At 64.3% G+C, this 19,218-nt stretch carries 18 protein-coding genes; 3 read left to right on the top strand and 15 right to left on the bottom strand.

The window, feature by feature from the left end; translation table 11 throughout:
- The first annotated feature begins 86 nt into the window (after nucleotides 1–86).
- Entirely contained in the window at nucleotides 87–635 is a 549-nt protein-coding gene (locus AXZ95_RS02720) for an XRE family transcriptional regulator (RefSeq protein ID WP_231374313.1), read from the top strand.
- Between the two features lie 525 nt (nucleotides 636–1,160).
- Complete coding sequence (locus AXZ95_RS02715; protein WP_231374312.1) at nucleotides 1,161–3,884, top strand: AAA family ATPase; 2,724 nt, start codon at nucleotides 1,161–1,163, stop codon at nucleotides 3,882–3,884.
- A 9-nt stretch (nucleotides 3,885–3,893) separates the two neighbouring features.
- Here the strand turns inward: AXZ95_RS02715 and AXZ95_RS02710 are convergent, their stop codons facing one another.
- Nucleotides 3,894–4,295 carry a hypothetical protein gene (locus AXZ95_RS02710; protein WP_133638763.1) on the bottom strand — a complete coding sequence of 134 codons (402 nt, stop codon included), beginning with the start codon at nucleotides 4,293–4,295 and terminating at the stop codon, nucleotides 3,894–3,896.
- A gap of 93 nt (nucleotides 4,296–4,388) precedes the next feature.
- Here AXZ95_RS02710 and AXZ95_RS02705 point away from each other — a divergent pair, with 93 nt between their 5' ends.
- Nucleotides 4,389–4,802: a hypothetical protein gene (locus AXZ95_RS02705; RefSeq protein WP_018189458.1), complete on the top strand. Its 414-nt coding sequence runs from the start codon at nucleotides 4,389–4,391 to the stop codon at nucleotides 4,800–4,802.
- A 169-nt stretch (nucleotides 4,803–4,971) separates the two neighbouring features.
- Here AXZ95_RS02705 and AXZ95_RS02700 read toward each other — a convergent pair whose 3' ends face one another.
- From AXZ95_RS02700 to AXZ95_RS02635, 14 genes are all read right to left on the bottom strand, one after another.
- A complete protein-coding gene (locus AXZ95_RS02700; protein WP_347876568.1) occupies nucleotides 4,972–7,830 on the bottom strand; it encodes a TrlF family AAA-like ATPase in 2,859 nt (952 codons plus the stop codon).
- Nucleotides 7,831–8,160: 330 nt separating this feature from the next.
- A complete protein-coding gene (locus AXZ95_RS02695; protein WP_018189456.1) occupies nucleotides 8,161–8,604 on the bottom strand; it encodes a single-stranded DNA-binding protein in 444 nt (147 codons plus the stop codon).
- Between the two features lie 111 nt (nucleotides 8,605–8,715).
- Entirely contained in the window at nucleotides 8,716–9,186 is a 471-nt protein-coding gene (locus AXZ95_RS02690) for a hypothetical protein (protein WP_018189455.1), read from the bottom strand.
- Nucleotides 9,183–9,587 (bottom strand): hypothetical protein, encoded by a 405-nt coding sequence (locus AXZ95_RS02685; RefSeq protein ID WP_018189454.1) that lies wholly within the window; start codon nucleotides 9,585–9,587, stop codon nucleotides 9,183–9,185. Before AXZ95_RS02685 ends, AXZ95_RS02690 begins: the two co-directional genes overlap by 4 nt.
- Nucleotides 9,587–11,392 carry a type IV secretory system conjugative DNA transfer family protein gene (locus AXZ95_RS02680; RefSeq protein ID WP_133638761.1) on the bottom strand — a complete coding sequence of 602 codons (1,806 nt, stop codon included), beginning with the start codon at nucleotides 11,390–11,392 and terminating at the stop codon, nucleotides 9,587–9,589. Before AXZ95_RS02680 ends, AXZ95_RS02685 begins: the two co-directional genes overlap by 1 nt.
- Nucleotides 11,389–12,837 (bottom strand): ATP-binding protein, encoded by a 1,449-nt coding sequence (locus AXZ95_RS02675; RefSeq protein ID WP_018189452.1) that lies wholly within the window; start codon nucleotides 12,835–12,837, stop codon nucleotides 11,389–11,391. The genes AXZ95_RS02680 and AXZ95_RS02675 overlap by 4 nt, the downstream gene beginning before the upstream one ends.
- 1 nt (nucleotide 12,838) lies before the next feature.
- A complete protein-coding gene (locus AXZ95_RS02670; protein ID WP_018189451.1) occupies nucleotides 12,839–14,371 on the bottom strand; it encodes an SCO6880 family protein in 1,533 nt (510 codons plus the stop codon).
- A 3-nt stretch (nucleotides 14,372–14,374) separates the two neighbouring features.
- Nucleotides 14,375–15,418, bottom strand: coding sequence for a hypothetical protein (locus tag AXZ95_RS02665; RefSeq protein ID WP_133638759.1), 1,044 nt, complete (start codon nucleotides 15,416–15,418; stop codon nucleotides 14,375–14,377).
- 4 nt (nucleotides 15,419–15,422) lie between these two features.
- Nucleotides 15,423–15,746 carry a hypothetical protein gene (locus AXZ95_RS02660; protein WP_018189449.1) on the bottom strand — a complete coding sequence of 108 codons (324 nt, stop codon included), beginning with the start codon at nucleotides 15,744–15,746 and terminating at the stop codon, nucleotides 15,423–15,425.
- A complete protein-coding gene (locus AXZ95_RS19560; RefSeq protein WP_018189448.1) occupies nucleotides 15,743–15,898 on the bottom strand; it encodes a hypothetical protein in 156 nt (51 codons plus the stop codon). The genes AXZ95_RS02660 and AXZ95_RS19560 overlap by 4 nt, the downstream gene beginning before the upstream one ends.
- Nucleotides 15,899–15,902: 4 nt before the next feature.
- Nucleotides 15,903–16,556: a hypothetical protein gene (locus tag AXZ95_RS02655; RefSeq protein WP_018189447.1), complete on the bottom strand. Its 654-nt coding sequence runs from the start codon at nucleotides 16,554–16,556 to the stop codon at nucleotides 15,903–15,905.
- Nucleotides 16,557–16,642: 86 nt separating this feature from the next.
- On the bottom strand, nucleotides 16,643–17,545 hold the full coding sequence (locus AXZ95_RS02650) for a hypothetical protein (protein WP_018189446.1): 903 nt from the start codon (nucleotides 17,543–17,545) through the stop codon (nucleotides 16,643–16,645).
- 197 nt (nucleotides 17,546–17,742) lie between these two features.
- Nucleotides 17,743–18,486, bottom strand: a complete 744-nt coding sequence (locus tag AXZ95_RS02645) for a sigma factor (protein WP_133638755.1) — start codon at nucleotides 18,484–18,486, stop codon at nucleotides 17,743–17,745.
- 465 nt (nucleotides 18,487–18,951) lie between these two features.
- Complete coding sequence (locus AXZ95_RS02635; RefSeq protein ID WP_051087285.1) at nucleotides 18,952–19,149, bottom strand: hypothetical protein; 198 nt, start codon at nucleotides 19,147–19,149, stop codon at nucleotides 18,952–18,954.
- Between the last annotated feature and the right edge of the window lie 69 nt (nucleotides 19,150–19,218).

The following is a 19,218-nucleotide window of genomic DNA, read 5'->3' as shown; positions in this document are numbered from 1 at the left end:
TTGCTTACTCGATCTGCGCACCGAGGCCAGCAATCTGCGAGAGTAGGAGAGTGCGCGCAGTACATCCCGAGCCCTCAGGTGCCCCAGTGAAGATCGGCGCCAAACTCCGGGCAAGTAGACTCGCGCAACAGATAACCATCGACCAACTGGCAGCATCTACTGGGTTGAGCAAGGGTTTCATCAGCCGCGTGGAAAGAGACGAATCCTCGCCTAGCGTCGCCACCCTGGTCATGATCTGCCAAGCGCTTTCTCTCCAGATCGGAGCCCTCTTCGAGGCCGCCGACACGGCCCTGATCGAGCTGGACGATGCTCCACCCATCAATATGGGCGGAGCGGGAACGACTGACCGGCTGGTCACACCGCGCGGCCAGGCGGCCTTACAGATGCTCCGCTCCGCGGTGAATCCTGGGGCAAGTGGCGGTCAAGAGCTCTATACGATCAACTGCGAAGTCGAGGTCTTACACGTTTTCAAGGGAACACTCACTGTTGTGTTCGTGGAGGAAGAGCTAAGCGTAGGCGAGGGCGCTACCCTCACGTTCCCTGGCCGCGTGCCGCACACCTGGCGCAATGACGGCTCCGAGGTGGCTGAGGTCAGCTGGACCATGATCCCGGCGGCGTGGAGCGGTTCACAGTAGCCGGCGGTGCGGCGTCGACACACCTCGAATTCGCGACCGACTCTTTGTAGAGCGACCTGCGACATCCGCGACGGAGCAGTGCCCGCTCCAACGAACGGGCAGCGCCCAAGAGTGAGGATTTCTGACGCCGTGAAGTCCAGCGCACAACGAACCTCAATCAGCGGCCACGCTGCTTGGCAATCGTGCCCGATCCCACCCGGGGGGACCGCCGACCGGCGCAACGCCGTAGTCCTAACGCGCCCGGGACGAGCCCGAAGCATTGCTTAGTCGACGTTGTGCGCACTTCGTAGCAAGGACCAAAGCCAGGTCATCAGGGCCGAACTCGACTGAAAGCAGGCCGGTAACGAAGCAGGGCACTAGCCAAAGACACGAGCGGGAAAAACATGCGGCGGCGACGAACCCGAGAGCGACGGATCGACACATCGAGAAGAAAAGCTGAATGCACGTAGGCACTCTTCGAGATGTGCGCGCGCGATGCGCGCCAGAAAGCGCGCGCAACCGGAAGTTCTAAGTGTGAGAGGTGGAGTGGCGCGCTGGAAGCGCGGGCAGGCTGCCCAAGGGGTCAAGCAAGCGGTGCGCTACGCCTTCGGCGGGGTCTGCGACGCGACCCTGACTGCGAGGACCGCTAACGGCGCCCTCGCTGCAGCCGGCTACGCGGACGCCGTGATGACGCGGTACATCGTCGAGAACGGCGTCATCCGTGACGACCTGCTCACCCGCACCCAGCTGAAGGATTGGGTCGACGGCGTCGACCCTCTCACTGGTGAGCGCCGGGGCCGTGACCTGGAGTCACCGGTCGCGGATCTGATTCTGGATGCGACGATCAACGCGCCGAAGTCGTTCTCGATCGCGGCGATGCTGGACCCGGAGTTGGCGGCGGCGTACGAAGATCTGCAGGACCGGTTGCGGGATCGGATAATCAAGCTGTGGCAGACCGAGCTCAACGCCCGTCGCGGGAAACAGGGTGCCATCCGCGAGGACCTCTCTCGAATCGAAGTCGTCGAACTCCGGCACGAACGATCCCGATCACTTGACCCGCACAAGCACCGCCACCTATGGCTGAACGTCAAAGTCCAAGGACGCGACGGGAAGTGGTCGAACGTTGACACCCGGGTCGCCCTCCGGTTCCAGAACGTCGTGAACGCCGAAGGCGATCTAGCGTCGCGGACTGACCCAATATGGATCGCAGCCCTGGCGTCGAAGGGCTTCACCCTGACCTCGGGCGGGGAGATCGAGCAGCTGCACCATCTGGTGCGGCCGCTATCGAAGCGGTCCGCACAGATCGAAATTAACAAAGCAGCTCACGTGCGCGAATGGAAGGAACAGCACCCCGGCGAGGAGCCCTCCGCGACCGTCCTGACCCAGATCGATCAGTGGGCCTGGGCGGCTGGGCGGCCAAACAAGCCGGGGCAGTTGGACGAGGAGTACTGGACGGCCATAATGACGGCTGAGCTTCTACATGCCGATCCAGGACTCGGGCTGCCACGAAGGGCAAGAGTGGCACGGTCGGTCGCCATCGATGACCTCGACATCGAGCTACTCGCGGCGAAGGCGATCGTCGATGCAGACGGTCGGTCGACCGGGACCGGAGGGCGATTCAGCGACTTGGACGTCCGGGCCGGAGCCATCCGAGCGATCGCCGAAGCGGGCCTGATCTCTGAGCGGACCCAGCTAGACAGGATCGTCGACGAAGTGATTTCCTACGCCACTCGGACGTACACGGTGACTCTGCTGTCGGAGGCCGACATTCCCACACACATCAAGAGCCGGATGGCCATTGCCACCGCAACTCTGAAGGCGACCGTCGCGCATCGGACGGAGTCCCTCGCCGCGCCTGGTGCGGTACCTTCTGTTGCCGAGATCACCGCAGTAGCGAAGGCCCTTGATCCCAACCGCGCGTTGGATGAGGGGCAGTTGGAGGGCGCCTCCGCGATCGCTGGTTCCGACCGGGTAGTGGCGATCTCCGGCGCCGCTGGCACGGGCAAAACGACCATGCTCAAGGTGGCGGGAGCGGCGCTCCGCCGCATCGGTCGAACCATGATCATCGTCGCTCCGACGAAGAAGGCCTCCGCGGTCGCGGGACGCGAAACCGGGAGCGAGTCATCATCCCTCCATCAGCTCTTGCACGACTACGGGTGGCGGTGGATCAGCGATCGTGCCGGGGCTACAAAGTGGTCATGCCTCTCGATCGGCGAAGCCGATCCGACAACAGGCGGGTGTTACCTCGGTCCGCGCATCCGCATTCGACCGGGTGACCGCATCGTCGTGGACGAGGCCGGCATGCTTGACCTCGAGGCGGCAAACGCTCTGCTTGACGTCGTCGGCCGTACCGGCGCATGCGTCGCTCTCGTGGGAGATCAGCACCAAGCTCTTCCGGTTGGCCACTCCGGCGCCATGGCGCTGTTCTGGCGCCGCGCAACTCGCCAGGTCGAACTCCTGACTATCCACCGATTCACGGACCCAACGTGGGCCGATTTGAGCCTTCGACTTCGGCAACCAGATGACCAAGAAGAGGCAGTTCGTACCGCCGATGAACTGTTAGGCACAGGGCACGTAGTGCTCTCAAACAGCGAAAGGGAAGCTCACGATGCCCTCGTGAGTGCATGGTTTGACGCGGCCAGAGCACGCCTGTCGATCGCTATCGTCGCCGCGAGCCACGCCGAGGCACAGTCGCTGAGCGAAGATATCCAGGCGCGTCGGATCTCGGGCGGCGAGATCGACACCAGTGGAGCGGTCTTGGGACAGGCGGGACAGCCGATCTTTGTCGGTGATGTGGTCCAAACGCGACGGAACGACAGCACGATGGATGTGCAGAATCGCCAGAGCTGGATAGTGAAGAGCGTTACTGACCAATATGTAACGTTGGCGTCCGCAACCGACTCGACAGACCTGAGAAGAATCAGTCACGAATATGCGGGTTCACACCTCCACTTGTCGTACGCCACTACCGTTTACGGCGTGCAAGGCGAGACGACAGACCGATCTATGGTTGGCCCGGGCGTGGATGCGGCCGGCTTGTACGTTGGAATGACGAGAGGCAAGGCAAGTAATCAAGTGGTCGTTGTCGCTCCAACGGTGTCGTCGGCTCGGACTCAACTAGTCGAGACCATGCAACGTCAGACCGTAGAAGAAACGATCGAGAAGTCGCGCGCGGCTGCGCGAACCGAACTCAACCGCGCGGCTCGCTCTCACTCGGGCCCTGTAAACAGCGAGTTGCCTCTCATATCAATTGGTCCGGGCCTGCTCTAGCTGGATCGGCTATGGCACGGCTAGGCCGCTCGCGAGCAACCGTCGACCGACGGTGTTCGCGCCATCCAGATCACCGGCGCGAGGGTTGAAGCGAAGAAGTCCTACCCCCAACGCATCGGCGCGGTCCTGGACCGATGGGAAAACACCTCCGGCAAGAAAGACAAGCGGTGCGCGACCATCCGCAGCACTGACGGCCGCAGCACGCTCGACCACGCCAAGATTGAGGTTTCCCCGGCGACTTTCGACCCATCCGAGATACAGCGAGCTGTACAAGTCACAAATCTCGCGGGCAGAGCCATCGGCTACGACAGCGTCGACCGCCCCCAGGTGGGCCATCCACTGGCGGCAGACCTCCGCGGCTTCGCGGTCGGTAGCACCGAACGACCTAGGCGGTGGCGCATCAATAGTCACGACAACAGTGTCCACCCAACCACGGAGGTTTGAGCGGCGCTGAGCGCGGATGGCCGTCCCGGCAGCTCGGCCTGGTACCAATATCATCGGTGAGTGTTTGCTTGGCTTCTTCCGCTCGCACCGTTGCTTACCTTCGCCCTTGCATTCTGGAACGCGAACCGAGAACAGACTGCGCTCCGAGATCTGCAACGCCTTTCGAGCAGCTTCGGCGAGTGGGGGAAGGACGATCAGGAGCTGGTCGATGCTCTACACCAGGCCAGGCAAGATCTAGCCGTCGAGTATCTGCGTCGTCACAGGTGGAAGCGGTCGGGGATTGCCCGGACATTGGTGCTGTTGTTTTGGCTGGCCTTGGGCAGCGTGATTCTCGCCATCTGGCAGTTCACGGGCTGGGAGAACGACTTTCTTATGTGGGTGGGTGCGGCCTCGATGTTGGTAGGGCTGGGGATCGCTCTAAGCCGCTTGGCCGTTAAGTTGCTCTACAAGGACGACGGGGTTCGATACGAGTAGGTACCCCTCCTACTTGATCTCCCAACAGTCGCAAGCGGTGCGGTGTCAGATGCAATCGCCCCGCGATCAGGCGCAGCAAGACATCGACCCCTCGGAACTGATGCCGACTGGACGTGACGCGCCGGGTAATGCGTCCCCATGCGCAGGGGGTCGGTTCCGATAGTGCAAGTCACGGCTTGGTCTCTTCAGAGATTTCCTGCATCGCGAGGCGATAGGTGTTTACTTCGTTGTTGTATCGACGCTCACGCCGAACGAATGCTTCAACACCGCCCTCCATGATTCTCTGGATGTCCGACCGGACGAGCTCGTTTTCGAGTGCGCCTACGTGCTTGACGGGGACGCCGGCCTCGCCCTCCGAGGTTCTCACATGGATTGCGTCGCTCTTGTTTTCAAGGACAACCACACGCTCGGCGTCCGCGTTCACAGGAATGTTCGCGTTATGCGTTACGACGATTACCTGCCGCGTCCATCTACTCGCGCGAAGCTGTCTGACGACTAGTTCAGAAATCCACTCGGTGTCCAGATCGTCCTCGGGTTGATCAAGAACCAGAGGCTCCATGCCCTGATGAAGCACAAAGCTAAGCATCGCCGCGCTTCTCTGGCCGGGCGAACCGGTCATCAGCGGTTCCCACCGTTCGATTCCCGCCGCCGGGTCGCCGTAGCGCAGGAACTCCATATCGACGGCATCATCCGCAATCTCTGCTGCCAGTCGTACCCGAATCAACGGATCAAGATTTGTGAGCCGCTGGACCCACGTCGCTCGAAGCGCTGCCTGTGCGGCGACGTCCGAGAAGTCACCTGTGATGCAAGCTTCCTGCCAAGCCTGAAACCTCAGGGTTTGCTCCGCTGCGTCCCCGCCCCACAGCCACTTACCGAGCTCGGGAACATCCTCCAAGAAGCCATCCGAACGTAGATTCAGTAGGGAACGCACGGACTCAACCCAGGACCCAACATCCGCCCTTCTGCGGGTCTTGAAACGGAGCATTGCACTGCGGCGCGAGACTTCGTCGAGGAGGGAGGAGCGGTCGGCATAACGCTGCTCCATCAAGTCATGGAAAGAGGCCCAGTCTCGTGCGGCTTGAGCCTCAACCTCAGGAAGCTCCCGTGCCCGGCGGTCGATGTCGGCGAGCTCTGCTTGCTTTGACACCCAAGCCTTCCTAACCGCTTCGTAGGCGGTCGGATCCAGCCCAATTTCCGCGAGCTCCGCGAGGTACAAGGCACTGTCTGTTCGTGCGGCGGCGATACGAGCTGGCCAATCGGACTCCTCGAGCTTGGACTTGATCCGCGCCAATTCGGAGTGACCCCGCTCAACCGTCTTGTCGAGGTCCGACTTAACCTGGCGCTGCAAAGCAAGCAGGGTTCGAACGTGCTCCTTCAGTTCGTCGCTGAAGTCGACGGTCTCAGGCGGGAGTCCGGCTTCGGTGTTCCCGAGCTCACCCTCGATGTTCGAGGCAACATCCTCGAGAGCCGTGAGGAGACGCGAATGAAAAGCGTCCAGCCAGATGGCCTCACGATCTGCGAGGTCGTTTGCGGCTCGCCGTGATTTGTTGTTCTCATCATCGAACGCCGCGACCTGACGGCTCAACTCTTGCTCCGCCTCGAAGAGGCTCGTACGCGTGCCAATCGCATCTCGTTCGGTTTGAGCCCTGCGTGCCGACGTCACCCACTTCGTGCGGAGTTCGTCCAGTTGCGTGGAGAACCGGGACAGGGCTAGATGGCCACTTGCTGCAAGAGCGTCGTCAACCAACTTGAGTAGGTTCCGCGATGAGGAATCGGCTCCGTCCGCACTCACTGCAGCGCGCTCGAACAATTCCTTCTGGCTGATGACTCGAACAGCGAATTCGGTCGGAGTTTCTCGACCGTCGCCGCGAACCGTTTGGGAGCCTGCGGAGAGCGTCCAAGAAGCGCTCTGTTCTTCCCCGCTGTATGGAAGTACGTGGGTCGATGTCAGCACGGCGTTAGAAAAGACCGCCTCTCGAAGCTGTTCGGCTTCAAGGCGCGCTTGGGCAGGCAAAGCGGCGATGTCCCCGTACAAGTGCCGCAACGCTGCGACGACCGTCGACTTTCCGGCGCCTCTACCCCCAATCAAGACAGTCAGACGCGGATCAAACTGAACCGCTAGAGGCACCTGGGTTGATTTCGCTCCGGTGAGCGTCACCTGCCTTACCCACGCGTGAGTAATGTCGTTCGGGGTCTTGTCCGTCCCCACGTAACGCGGATCCCAATCACAAATTACGCGCGCCTCGAAGTCAAGAAATGCCTGTCTCAGCGCTTCAAGGCTTGGAGATTCCATGCGGATCCAGGTGTACCGGGCGCCAAGCTCGTCCAGCGAATAGGCGTCGCTCGTCGATACAAACGGGAGACGCTTGAGAGCGGGAAGGTGGTCGAGCTCCCGACGAACGAATCGCTCCCTATACCCCGCCTTCGGGGACAGTTCGCCCTCGAGCAGGGTGGCGATGTCGCCGACGTCGATGGCTGCGAGCCTGTCGTGGTGCAGGACCTTCCACCGGAGATCTCCCTTGAGAGTTTCGCCGCTCGCGACCCCGTTGTCCGTGAACGCGTGGGGTGCGATCGCCAAGAAGCGGTCGTCGAGAAAATCAAGTATTTGAGGCAGTGTTCGAGGCGAAGATGCCGGATTGCCAGGCTGGGCCGGGTTGAATCTCGGGTTGTTCATGTCGAATCCACATGCAGAGATGAGCAACTCACCCAACTGGGGAGTATCCGCATTGGGGTCAGCTATGACAATGAGGTGCGCGCCATCTGATCCGCTAGCGGTCGTGACTTCAAAGCCCGGAAAGACCACAATGCCCCGGCGTTTGCCGGCGGACACCATCTCGTCGACCCATTCCACGCTGTTGTGATCAGCGAGCGCGAGCACCTCAAGCCCAGCTGCCTGCGCCCTGTCCATGTACTCGTCCGCGGCTCTTGCACGGCCTTCGGGAGTGTTTAGATCCCAACTGGGCTCGCCTCGGAATCGTGCTTCCCCCGGCGTCGCTACCTGCAGGTCACACTTCCACCATCGAGTCACGCGCGTGTCTCCTCCTCCTCGCGTGAGCCTAGAGGACAGCCACGATGCTATGGGCGGTTGCCCCACCCCCCTTTCGCTGTACACGCAAGATCGACGCCTCACGGCTGCGAGATATTAGGCGCGTAGCAAGAATTCGAGTTCACTCAAAGGCTGGCGCGGCGACTACGAGAACGCGACTCCGGCCAGTAAGCTCGCCGCGCTCCGCTTCAAGCAGGATCACGGAGGCAACAGCGAGCTTACTGGCCGGCTGCCCCTAACGTTTTTTGCTCTGATCAGGGTTTTCGCTAACGCCCGATTCTACTTGCGCGCTGGGCGTTTCGGTGACCGGGCCTACACCAGCGCAGCCGGATCGGTGCGGTCCTGGATGGCTGCGCGCGGCCCGGTCGCGGATGCGTCCGGGCCGTCAGCTTTTGGGGCGCGACGGGTGACCTCCGCGGTGGTGTAGCGGAGGGAGGGGCCGACGCTGTCGGCGACGACTTCGGTTGCGGCTCGGGGTTCGCCGGTGGCTTGGTCGGTCCAGTGGCGGAACTCGAGGTTGCCGTTGACGATGACGGTGTCACCTTTGGCGAGGCTGGCGCGGACGTTCTCGGCAGTGCGGCCGAAGACGGTGGTGCGGTGGTACTGGGTGTCGCCGTCGACCCATTTGCCGTCTTCGAGCTTGCGGTCAGTGACTGCGACGGTGAACTTGGCGAACTTGGTGCCGTTCTGGGATTCGCCGTAGTCGGGGTCGGCGACGAGGTTGCCTTCGATGCTGATCGGGACTCGTGTGCTCATGATTCCGTTCCTTTCCTTCGCGCGCCCGGTGGTTGGGTCGCTTTCACTTAGAACTTCCGATTCGACATCGAAGAATGCGCGCAGATGGCGCGCAAATCTCGCCAGCACATCTCACGGCTGGGCGTGACTTTGGCGGATCCAGTCGGCCCACTCGGCGGGGACTGCGTCGTCGCCGGTTTGTGGCAGTTCGGTGTGGCCGTTGTGGCATTCGCCGTTGTACCAAGTGCCCAGCCGCGGGAGGGCGACGGCGAGGCGTTCGTGCCAGCCGATGGGTCCGTAGCCGGCGTCGAGGCTGTCGTAGGAGACCAGCCAGGCGGTGTGGAGGGCGGAGAGTTCTTCGACGAGGGCACCGTGCTGGAACCAGCACGGCGGGATCTTCCGGGTAGCGATGTTGTAGCGGTGCGTGAACCAGATCACCCACCTCCGCAGATCGGTCCAGACCTGAGGAGCGTCCTCATCCTCCAGGGTACGCCAGTTGATGGCGCGGATGCCGAGCATCCCTGGGCTCTGCCGGGGCGCCTGGTCCTCCCATCCGTCGGCGAGGGAGGCGACGAGGTCGTCGAGTGGGATGTCCTCGGTCATTGCTGTTCCAGCGAGGCTTCGATGTAGTGAGCGATCTTGGCCTGCAGGCGGGCGATCGCTTGGACGGAGGCGGTGCGGCGGGAGACGAACCCGGAGAGTGCGCTGTCGCGTTCGATCAGCTGGTGCACGTACTCGTGACAGCGGGGGTGCAGCGCGGTCAGGTCCTCGTGTCGCTCGTGAGCGGTCCAGCCAAGCGGCGTCTGGGTGACGCCTCGGTAGTCGAGGTGGTGCAGTTCGAGGGAGCGGGCGCTGCCGGTGCCAAGGCAGAGGGCGCAGCGGACAGTGCCCTTGCGGTGTTCTTCGTCGAGGAACCAGCGGTCGCGGCGGGCGAACCAGGCCCCTGAGTGCAGGTAGCGGTTACGGTAGCTGTTGTCCCGTGAAGGCCGGCGACGGTTGGACATCAGTTTCCCTCCCTCGCTGAATCTCGGCGATCGAGCGCGGCTTGATACTGTTCGGCGAATACGACCTGCTGGTCGAGCTCGGTGAGCTTCTTACCCGCGCTGACTTGACGGGCGTCGTCGCGGTCGGTCCACCCGCGCAGGTCGAGGAGGATCCCGCGACGGTTCCGGTAAGCCAGGAGCCCAACTGTTTCTGGCATGCGGCGGATCTCGTCGAGTGTCATCACGGGCACCTTCTCGTTCTGCACGTTCGTAGACGACCCGTTGTCGTTATACGAGTGCCCGGTGTTCCGGATCCGACGAGTTCCGAGAAGCGATTCGATGTCACGGAGGTGGTCCACGTCGGACGCCCCACCGAGCAGGAGCTTGGCCGTGGCGGCAGACCAGATCGTGTCGGCCTCCGACCGGGACCAGGCGGTCTCGGCTTGCGAGATGGCTTGGAGCACGACGATGGTGGAGATGCCGATGCCGCCGCCGTCGGCCATGATCCGCGGCAGCGCCGGCCAGGAGAACATGTTCGCGATCTCGTCCAGAATCAGCGCGAGTGGGAGGTCGAGGCGGGAGCCGGGTGAGGCGAGCGCTTTGCGGCGCGCGGTCTCGACGATGTCGTCGAGGACCGCGCCGAGGAACCCCCCGACGGAGCCGGCGCCAGCGCCGGTGCCGACGAGATAGAGGCTGTTGGATCCGGCGAGGAACGCGTCGAGGTCGAACTGCTCCCCCGGCCCAGGCGTCATAGCGCCCCGGATCGCAGGGATAGATAGCGGGCGCAGGGCGCCGAAGACGCCGAACCACGTGTTGGCCAGGAGCTTCTCGTCACCGTTGATGATCGCGTCCAGGTCCTCTGACCAGCCCGGCGTTCCTTGGCTGGCGAGCACGCTGACGGCTTCCCGTGCGATCCGGGGATTGGATCCCCACCGCGCCAGGGCGTCGGTGCCGCGGCCCGAGACTGCGGCGGCGTGCAGGAGCCGGGACAGCACGTTGGAGGACACCTGCGCCCATTCCTGATTGGTCTTGGACGCTCCGAGGGCGGTGCCGGCGATGATCGCCTGACCCCGCTGGTCCGCGACGAGCGGATCCTCACATCCGGCCACCGGCGAAATTCGCAGTCCGGAGCGAATGCCCGTGAGCTGCTGAGGGTCGAAGACGGTGACCTCGCCGACCCGAGCGCGTTCGCGCATCGTGGCGGAGAGGTTGTCGTTCCGGGTGGAGGTGGTAATCAGGGGACCGGACCAGTCGAGGATGGCGTTGATGATGAACCGGTACCCCTTTCCGGAACGAGGCGCACCCTCCACGACGATGGAGTCCTCGATCGACACGTAAACGTCCTGCCCATGGGCGCTGCCGACCTTCCACCCCGCCGCAGCTGGGGACGGATCGACCAGCGACGGGCGAAGCGTCTTGGCTCGACGGATAGCTGTGCGCGCGGATGTGTGCTTGCGCACTTCGCCGGGCTTAGCGAGTCCGTCACGCCCCCGGAGATCGCGGATGAAGTACCGGTCGGACTGCCGATACCGAAGCCACCAGATCACCCCGACTGCAATCCCGCCGAGAAGGAGAAGCACCGCGAGCAGATCGAGGACGCGGATCGACGTCACGGGAGCCGTGCATCCGGGCACGAGGGCGAACCCGCTCGAGTCGCCGCCTATTGCCAGTTGCAGGCCAGCGAAGACGCTGCCGGGCCGGCCGCCCCCGCCACAGGTGGACGTGATGGTCGCGCTCGCAACACCGGTCGCAAGGGCGCCCGCGACGACGATGGCGAACAGGCTGTAGAGGGCAGCGTGCGTCCAGGAAGAGCTGTGGGGTCTCATGCGCGTTCGCCGCCCATCGCGTCGGTGCGGAAGATGCCGAGTTCGTAGTCGGTGCAGATGTTGCGGACCTTTGCGACCCGGTCCTGCCCGATCTGCCAGAGCCCTTCGCCCTTGTGAAGCTTGCGGACCAGGTCGGCCTGGGTGTCGTTCCAGCCCAGGATCTCCCGCGACCTCGCGATCTCACCGGAGTGTTGCGCGTAGGAGATCCGGGTCTCGCAGTCAGCGAGGAGACCGAGCGCCCGTGAGTGGAGGGCGCTGTTGCGGTCGCCCAGCGCGTCAAGGTCGGCGACCCGGTGCAGCAGGTACCAGTTGGAGGTGCCGAGGTGACGGGCGACCTTCTCGTCCTCGACCCGGTCGGCGAGGCCGTCGCCCCCGGAGACGTCGTTGAGCAGCTCAACGGCGGCCTCTTCGTGAATGATCACCCGGGCCTGCCGGTTCGCACCCAGGGAAGATCGACGGATCCAGTTCGCTGTCGCCAGCCGGGCCAGCGCCTGCGCCTCGGGCGAGGCTCCTTTCAGGGCGGAGGTGTCGACGACCATCATCGGGGCGTCGGCGTCGAAGCGGACGGTGGAGGGTCCGTCGAAGAACCCAGTGAGGTCGCCGGAGACCATGCGGCGCAGCGAGTGCGCGAGCCGGTGGCCAGCCTCGACCACCTCAAGCGGCTGGCTCTGATCGGGATCGACGAGACGGTCGTACACGTGCGTGATGGTGACGGTGGACTGGCCGCGCAGGGCATCGAGGGCGACGTCGAGGGCGGTGTGCTCGACCGGTTCGAGGTTCCCGCCTTCCCGGAGGCGGCGGATTATCGTCTTCACGGTGGCGCGCCGGTATTGGAGGACGTTCTGGCTCCAGTCCTCATCAGAGAACGACGCGTCCCGCGGGCCCTCATCGAGGAGGTTGATTCGGGCGGCCTTGCCGGGGCCGACGGAGATGGACGTGCCGCCGACGTAGGCGGCGACGCGCACCCACTCCCCGTTCGGGTCGTGCGGAACGGCGATCTTGCGTCCAAGCCGCGCGAGCCGCGAGGACCAGGATTTCGCGAGCATCGACTTGCCGGTTCCCTTCACGCCGAGGATGGCGACCGAGTGGGAGCGGACGGCTTCGGCGGAGTAGGCGTCCCAGGGGTCGAAGCAGAACGGCGCCCGCGAGAGGAGGTTCTCCCCGATGTACGCCCCCGTCAGGATGTCTCCGGTCTCCGCCAGGAATGGATACGCCCCGCCGAGGACCTTCGAGGAGCAGCGGTGTGCGGGTGGAGTGGCGCGCAGCGGGCCGCGCAGGTTGTGCGGCTGCTTCCACCCCCAGGTCGGCATCTTCGATGCGGGCAGCTCCGCGGACTGAACCTTCCAGCCCGACTTCTTGGCCGAAAGGGTGGGCTGGCGGTGGCGGCCGTTGGCGCCGGGCTTTTCGTTTGCTGGGATGCGGCCGATGACGGCTGACTGCTTCATCTCATTCCCCTTCCAGCGGGACCGGTAGCGCCGCGGTGACGAACCCTGCCGCTTGCTGGCCGGACATTGATGCGAGCACGAGGCGGGCGGGGTGCGAGGCCTGCTCGATGTCCGTGCGTGCCTTCGCGAGGGCATCCTTGGACTCGGCAGAGATGGTGACGAAGCCGCGGTACTGGACATCGCCGAACCCGTCGACAAGATCGTGCTCGCGCACCGCCAGGTCTTCCTCCTCGCGAAGGTGGGTGAGCGGGATCCGGGAGGACAGCTTCATCCGGATCGTCGCGGCAGTTTCCATATCCGATTGGGCACGGTTCAGCTGGGCCAGCGCCTTGTGCGTGGCCACCGGGCGAACCTGCAGCGTGATCACCCGCGTCGCATCCCCGGCGTAGAGCAGGGGCTCCAGGAAGCCAGTGCGGACGTCGGTGCGCGGCCATTCAGCGACCCAGAACGTCTGATGCCAGGACTCGTCGACCCGCATCGAATCCCACCCCTCGTCGATCCCCATCACCGGCGATGGCGCCGAGACGACGTCGGAGTCCTGCTCGCGCCGCGTCGCTGCAGCGACCGGATCCGAGGACAGCGCGTTCAACTCGTCGAGCTCGTCAGCGGTGAGCCAGCCGGCCGGAGTGAGCCGGGCGTGCTCCATCGAAGTCTCGATACCCGCGACGCGTTCCTTGAGGACGGCGGCGAGACCGGTGAGACCCTTGCCGGCGTCGCGGATAGCGCCGTTGAGGGCGGCTGTATCGAAGGTCAGAGTAATGTAGTTCGTGAACCCCATCGATCGCTTCGACGCCGCCTGCGTCAGCGCCCAGTACTCCTGCCGAAGCTCCGCGCTCACCTGCGGGTCGAACTCGTCCTCGCGAGCAACGAGGTAGTCCTTCAGCTGTGTCGACGACGCACGGTCAACCCGGATCCGGATCGTGGTCTCGCGCACACCGGGGAGGTTCTCGAGGGAGCTGAGCCATTCGACGAATCCGTCGTAGGCGGCCTCTTGTGTGCCCTTGTCTCGCAGCGCCCACGCTCTGGAGCCAACTCGGACAGTGACGGATGCGAGTCGGCCGCGGGCGTTATAGATGAATCCGCCCGCGCCCGGGATCTGGATCACCTGCACGTCGCCGAGCGCACCGGGAAGCAGGAATTTGGAGGTGACGACGGGTGCCACGGCGGCCAGCTTGGCTTGGCCGACGTTCAGGGATGCCATGGTCACCCGGAGCCAGACGTCGCGGCGGAAGGCGGTCTGACCGGTGAGGCTGCGGTAGGCGTAGCGGGCGGCCTGTGCTGCGATGATGAGCACGGGCTCACGCCGGTAGGTGGCGAGCGCGAAGAACACCACGAGTGCGATGAGCGGGAGCATCACCCAGAACGCGTTGGGGTTGATGAACAGGGTTGCCAGCAAGACGGCGACCGCGGCGCCGATGACAACGAGTTGCAGGAAGGTGAGGCCGAGGAAGATACCTCGTCGTTCCCGGGCGGCGAAGCGGACGCGGGGTGCGCCTTCGTCGCTAATCAGCTGGTCGGCGGTGAAGCTGGTCATGAGTTATCTCCCAACCTTGATGACCCGGGCGGCGGACCGGACCGGACCGGCGGCGGTGTTCACCCGCGAGAACTGGTCACGCACGGAGAATCGATGGTGAAGAGCTGTGCCGACCTCGGCGCCGGCGAAGGACACGAGTTTCGTCGCCCACAACGGGGAAAACGAGGCAGCGATCACGGCCCCGGCAGCGACGAGGATGACTCCGATGCTGAGGCTGGCTTTCGTCAGCTCCACGGCGAGGAGCACGACACCGGCGGCGAGAGGTTTGGCGATCAGCAAGCCGATGGTCAAGTTCATCCATCGTTGCGCCCAAGCTGTGAGCTTGGGCTGGCCGATCATCATCAGCCCCACGGGAGCCATCGCCGCCAGGGCGAGGAGCCCGAATTCGCGGATCGACATGGCGATGAAGAGGAAGAGCGAGGCGATCATCATCAGCCCGACTACGAGCAAGGCCATCACGTACTCGCCGACTGAGCCGGGACCTTGGGCGCCTTGGGCGGCGATGGTGAAGATGGCCCCGCCTTGCGTGAATTGAGCGTTATGCATGACCGCGTTGGGGGCTTGCTTGGTGATGTCAAGAAGCCCCACCACCCGCAAGAGCCCCTTGCTGAGATCGCCGCCTTGGACGGTGGAGGTGAGGCTGGTGGTCACGGCGTCGGTGACTCCCGATGCCTTCTGCATACCCCACACACAGATCGCCGAGAACGGGATGGCGAGGGCAGCGCCGGCGGCGGTGCGCCCAATCCGAGACCAGTCCTGCAAGATCATCGCGATCCCAATCTGCACGAGCGCGACGATGAGGATGACGGGGGCGGTGACGGCGATCCAGAACAGGAACTGCGAGTGGGCGATCTCCCAGCTGCTCGGGTCGATGTTCGTATTGAACGAACCGGCGATCATGGTGGCGATGAAGTCGCCAAGGTTGCGGATCGTGGATCCCATGAATTGGGCGACGGTTTGCGAGGCTTGGCAGCCGAAGTCGGCCATGAAGCAGCCGTAGTTCGGCGAGAACGGATCCGGCGGAGCAGCAGCAGCAATGGCGAGCATGATGTCACGCCACGTGAAGTGACTGGCCCCAGTTGATCAGTCCCGCGATTCCGGCGGCGACGGCGACCCCGGCGACGCAGCTCACCACGCCGACGATGCCCATCTTTTGGACGCGTCCGTTGCTGGAGATGTGGCCGACGACGATGAACCCGGCTGCGATGAGGCCGCCGATCACGCCGAGGGTGAGCACGATGGCGAACACGACGTTCGCGATCGACTGGAGGGCGCCAACGCCAGGACCGGAGAAGTCGGGTGACGGGTTGTTTACCGTCAGCACGTTGATCGCGCGGGAGTGCGCGGTGACAAGTGCTTCGTTGAGTGCGTTCATAATTGGGTCTTCCTTTCGGCGGTATCTGTTCTCAACTCGGGTTCTTCGGTCTCAGTCATCCGTTTCGCCGCCAGCAACCCGGAACCGACGATCCCGAGGAGGGTGATGCCGATGATGAGCAGGAGGCCGAGCACGTTCAGCAGGAGCTCCATGGGGTTACTCCCCGCTCGCATTCGCTGCGTCGGTCGCGGAGGTTGGCAGCGGGACGATGAGACGAAGGGGCTGCCCCTCGGAGGGGACGTTCATGGTGAGGAGAAGCCGGTCGACGCCGGGCGGGAGATACCACGCGGCGGCGAAGGATCGTTCCTTGTCGTTCGGGATTGTCCAGGTCGATTTGCCGTGGAAGAGCCCGCTCGGAAGCCACGCAAGGCCGGCGGCTTTGGCGGCGGCGGGTCCGTCGGCGGTGTCCAGGACGGCCGGTTCGGGACGTCCGTCGAACTGCGTGCCTTTGAGCGTGGCGCCGGTGACGTCCTGGTAGGTCTGGTTTCCTTGCGAGGGCTTCCATTCGCCGGTCATCGAGAACTTCACGAAGATTACGGGCGTCCCCATCGGGAAAAGTTCCTGGTTCGAATCCGGAAGGGTGCATCGGCAGCCGTGCTTCGCCTTGAAGGTCTTCGCGGGGAAGACCTGCACGTAGACGGTGTCGACGATGCCGTCAGCTGCGGGCGTCGCGTCGCTGGACGGCGTCGCGGTCGGTGTGGCCGGTGCGACGGTCGTGAACGAAAGCTTCGGGGCTGGAGCACTTGCTGCACAGCCCGTCAGGGCAAGGAATGGGAAGAGAGCCGCGATTGCGATCAGCCTCTTGTTCATCTGGTTCTCCTCGATTTCGTATGCGCCTTCACTTGGAACTTCCGGTTCGGCGCAGCTTTTGGCGCGCACCTTCCGGACTTCGTTGGTCAGGGCACCTGGATGTGTTGGTGGTTGCAGGTGTCGGGGAAGTCGCTGGTGATGTTCGCCAAGACGCCCAGCGACACGTGGGCGCGTGCGCGGCAGTCGCTTTGACCGGCCGATGACCCGTGTGGGGCGTACGGGTCCAGCACGTGGATCAGTTGGACCGAAAGCGTGTCCGCGCCGGTGAGGGACTGCCGGTTGATCGCGTAGAAGTCCACCGCTTTGCCCTTCCAGTGCGCCGACTTGGTTCCGGCGCCGGGGGTCATGCCCGTGCAGCGCCGGTTCAGGTCGCTGACGCCGACCTGTTGGAAGGACTGGACGGCGACGACGATCAGCTGGAGGACGTGGGCGTCGATCGTGCAGTCGGGGGTCGCGGTCCCGTCGGCCATGTTGATGACCTGCTGTTGGTAGCGGGGCTCGAGGAAGTTCAGCTTCTTCGCCTGGATCGCACCGACCAGGACGGCGGCAGCGGCGCGGGCATCCGCCGGCACCTCACACCTGCCCGTGGCCGCCCCAGTCAGCGCCGCCAACACGTGCTCGGCCGGTGCCCAGAACAGGGCGTAGTGGTTCGGGTCGGCGTTGATCTGAACCGCGTGAGCGACCAGGGTCGGCGCGAGCGTCTGCCAGTCCGGGACGTGCAGCATCCGCGTGTAGAACGCGGCGGCCGCGGTCGCCGGGTCCATCCGCTGCGCCCGGGTGCCGTAACTGGTGCCCTGCTGAAAGACACCGATGGTGCTGTTGTCGACCGCGTCGCCGTGGTCGAGGTTGCGGAGCCCGGACTCGCCGATCGCGACCATGAGCGCCAGAGTCTGGCCGTGCGGGGGAACGCTCATCTGCTGGCCGACGGTGATGATCGTCGCGGCTATCTTCAGCTGCTCCGGCCCGTACCCATCGACCGTGCTACCCACACTCACCGATGGTGCGGATCCCCCGCAAACTCCCCCACCACCCCCGAACCCGTTGGCTCCCATCGCGACCACCAGGGTGACCGGCACCACAACCAGTGCCAGCGGGACAACGAGGACGATGACGGCGGCAACGATCAGCAGGTTCCGAATCGTCTTTGGATGCGTTACCCCGTGAACTGCCGCCGCCCCAGCGCTGATCATTCAGCGGCCTCCTGCTCGAGGACGATCCGGGCGATCATCAGCAGCCGCTTCGCGGTCGCGATCCGAGCCCGCGCCGAGCCAGGGTGGATCTGCAGGGTGGCGGCGATGCTGGCGGCGTCCTCGCCGATCATCTCGGCGACCTCCCGGAAGCCACCGATCTCAGGGATGCAAGACACGATGACGGACCCGGTCAGCGGTAGCCCGGCGTCTGCGGCTGCCAGGGCGGCGAGTACGGTTCGGGCGGTCTGGCACACGCGGTCGTGCACCGAGCGGAGACCCCGTTTAGATATCTGATGGGCGTGCGCCACCCGGTCGACGTCGCCGTTGGCCAAGCTCAGGTCGCTCATCACGTGCCAGTCGGATGGACCGACGAAGTCGGCGACCAGCACCATCCAGCGGTGCGCGTCGAATCGACGGATCAGCGCATCCAGGGGGTCAATGTCCGTATCGGACTCGACGTCGATCGGAACCTCGTCCATGACGACGTGCTTCCGCGCGACTTCTCGAAGTACGACGTGGCGGGTGATGCCGAACACGAACGCGTGGGGTGAGCCGCGTTCAGGGTCGTACCGAGAGCTTCGGTGCCATACCGTCTCCCGGGCCAGCTGTAGCACTGCGTCGACCTCGTTCGGCCAGCCGCGCAGTTGAAAGCGGACATACGGTAGCAGTGTGTCTACTTCGCTGAGTAGCTCCGTCAGTCGGTCATCGGCACGCGTGCGGAGTTGGATTCCTTCAGCCACGAGATCTCTACCTTCCTTTTGCGGAGGTGGCTTGTGTGAAGGATCGGGTTCGGGTCTGAGGACCCGTTAGTGCGGGGCGCCGGCGCGCATGGGTGTGCGGCAGCCCTGAATGAGCGAGGACGGTGAGCCAGGATCACGCCGGGGATTCAAGTGGGCGGCGTGCCCGGATTGGGAGATGGAGTGGCGAGGCGGACTCTGCGGTTCGGCAGTCTCAGCCACGATGCGTCACCGCCGCCCGGACTCGGTCTGTGAGTCGCGCGTCACGGTGAAGAGGGTAAGGATCGGCCGCTCCATTTGGTGCCGGACGCTACCCCCATTCGGGGGTTGCTCCAACATGCCACGCCGGGGTGGACGGCGGGTTCTACTGACAGCTTTCGCACTGCAGGTCATCCATCGGATCGACCGGCACGACGTAGCCGTCGACGAAGTCCTGGATGACGCCAGCCGACTGAGTCGTCGGCGGGCTTACGCGTACGCCGTCGTCGCGGTCTGCGCGCTCGCCTCCAGCCATGCGATCACCTCCTCGCGCTTGTACAGCACCGTCCGCGGCGTCGGCTTATAGAACCGTGGCCCCTGCCCGCGATGGCGCAGCTGAGCTAGCGCCGCGATGGAGAGGCCGGTCAATTCAGTCACCTCCGCGGGCTGGATGAAGTCCCCCGTCATTTCGATCACCTCCGATTCGACAACTGACGGATCAGTTGCTTGTCACGGTGACAATAGCGTGCATCTGTT

It is taken from the genome of Leifsonia sp. 115AMFTsu3.1 (genome assembly GCF_004362795.1).
GTDB lineage: Bacteria > Actinomycetota > Actinomycetes > Actinomycetales > Microbacteriaceae > Leifsonia.
Note: the sequence above shows the minus strand (reverse complement) of the source record. Positions and strands in the feature narration are given on the sequence as shown.

What these genes read in the sequence shown, in the direction of transcription:
- AXZ95_RS02695 (WP_018189456.1), bottom strand. Translation starts at nt 8,604, where the DNA reads ATGAGCACACGAGTCCCGATCAGCATCGAAGGCAACCTCGTCGCCGAC.
- AXZ95_RS02690 (WP_018189455.1), bottom strand. Translation starts at nt 9,186, where the DNA reads ATGACCGAGGACATCCCACTCGACGACCTCGTCGCCTCCCTCGCCGAC.
- AXZ95_RS02685 (WP_018189454.1), bottom strand. Translation starts at nt 9,587, where the DNA reads ATGTCCAACCGTCGCCGGCCTTCACGGGACAACAGCTACCGTAACCGC.
- AXZ95_RS02680 (WP_133638761.1), bottom strand. Translation starts at nt 11,392, where the DNA reads ATGAGACCCCACAGCTCTTCCTGGACGCACGCTGCCCTCTACAGCCTG.
- AXZ95_RS02675 (WP_018189452.1), bottom strand. Translation starts at nt 12,837, where the DNA reads ATGAAGCAGTCAGCCGTCATCGGCCGCATCCCAGCAAACGAAAAGCCC.
- AXZ95_RS02670 (WP_018189451.1), bottom strand. Translation starts at nt 14,371, where the DNA reads ATGACCAGCTTCACCGCCGACCAGCTGATTAGCGACGAAGGCGCACCC.
- AXZ95_RS02665 (WP_133638759.1), bottom strand. Translation starts at nt 15,418, where the DNA reads ATGCTCGCCATTGCTGCTGCTGCTCCGCCGGATCCGTTCTCGCCGAAC.
- AXZ95_RS02660 (WP_018189449.1), bottom strand. Translation starts at nt 15,746, where the DNA reads ATGAACGCACTCAACGAAGCACTTGTCACCGCGCACTCCCGCGCGATC.
- AXZ95_RS19560 (WP_018189448.1), bottom strand. Translation starts at nt 15,898, where the DNA reads ATGGAGCTCCTGCTGAACGTGCTCGGCCTCCTGCTCATCATCGGCATC.
- AXZ95_RS02655 (WP_018189447.1), bottom strand. Translation starts at nt 16,556, where the DNA reads ATGAACAAGAGGCTGATCGCAATCGCGGCTCTCTTCCCATTCCTTGCC.
- AXZ95_RS02635 (WP_051087285.1), bottom strand. Translation starts at nt 19,149, where the DNA reads ATGACGGGGGACTTCATCCAGCCCGCGGAGGTGACTGAATTGACCGGC.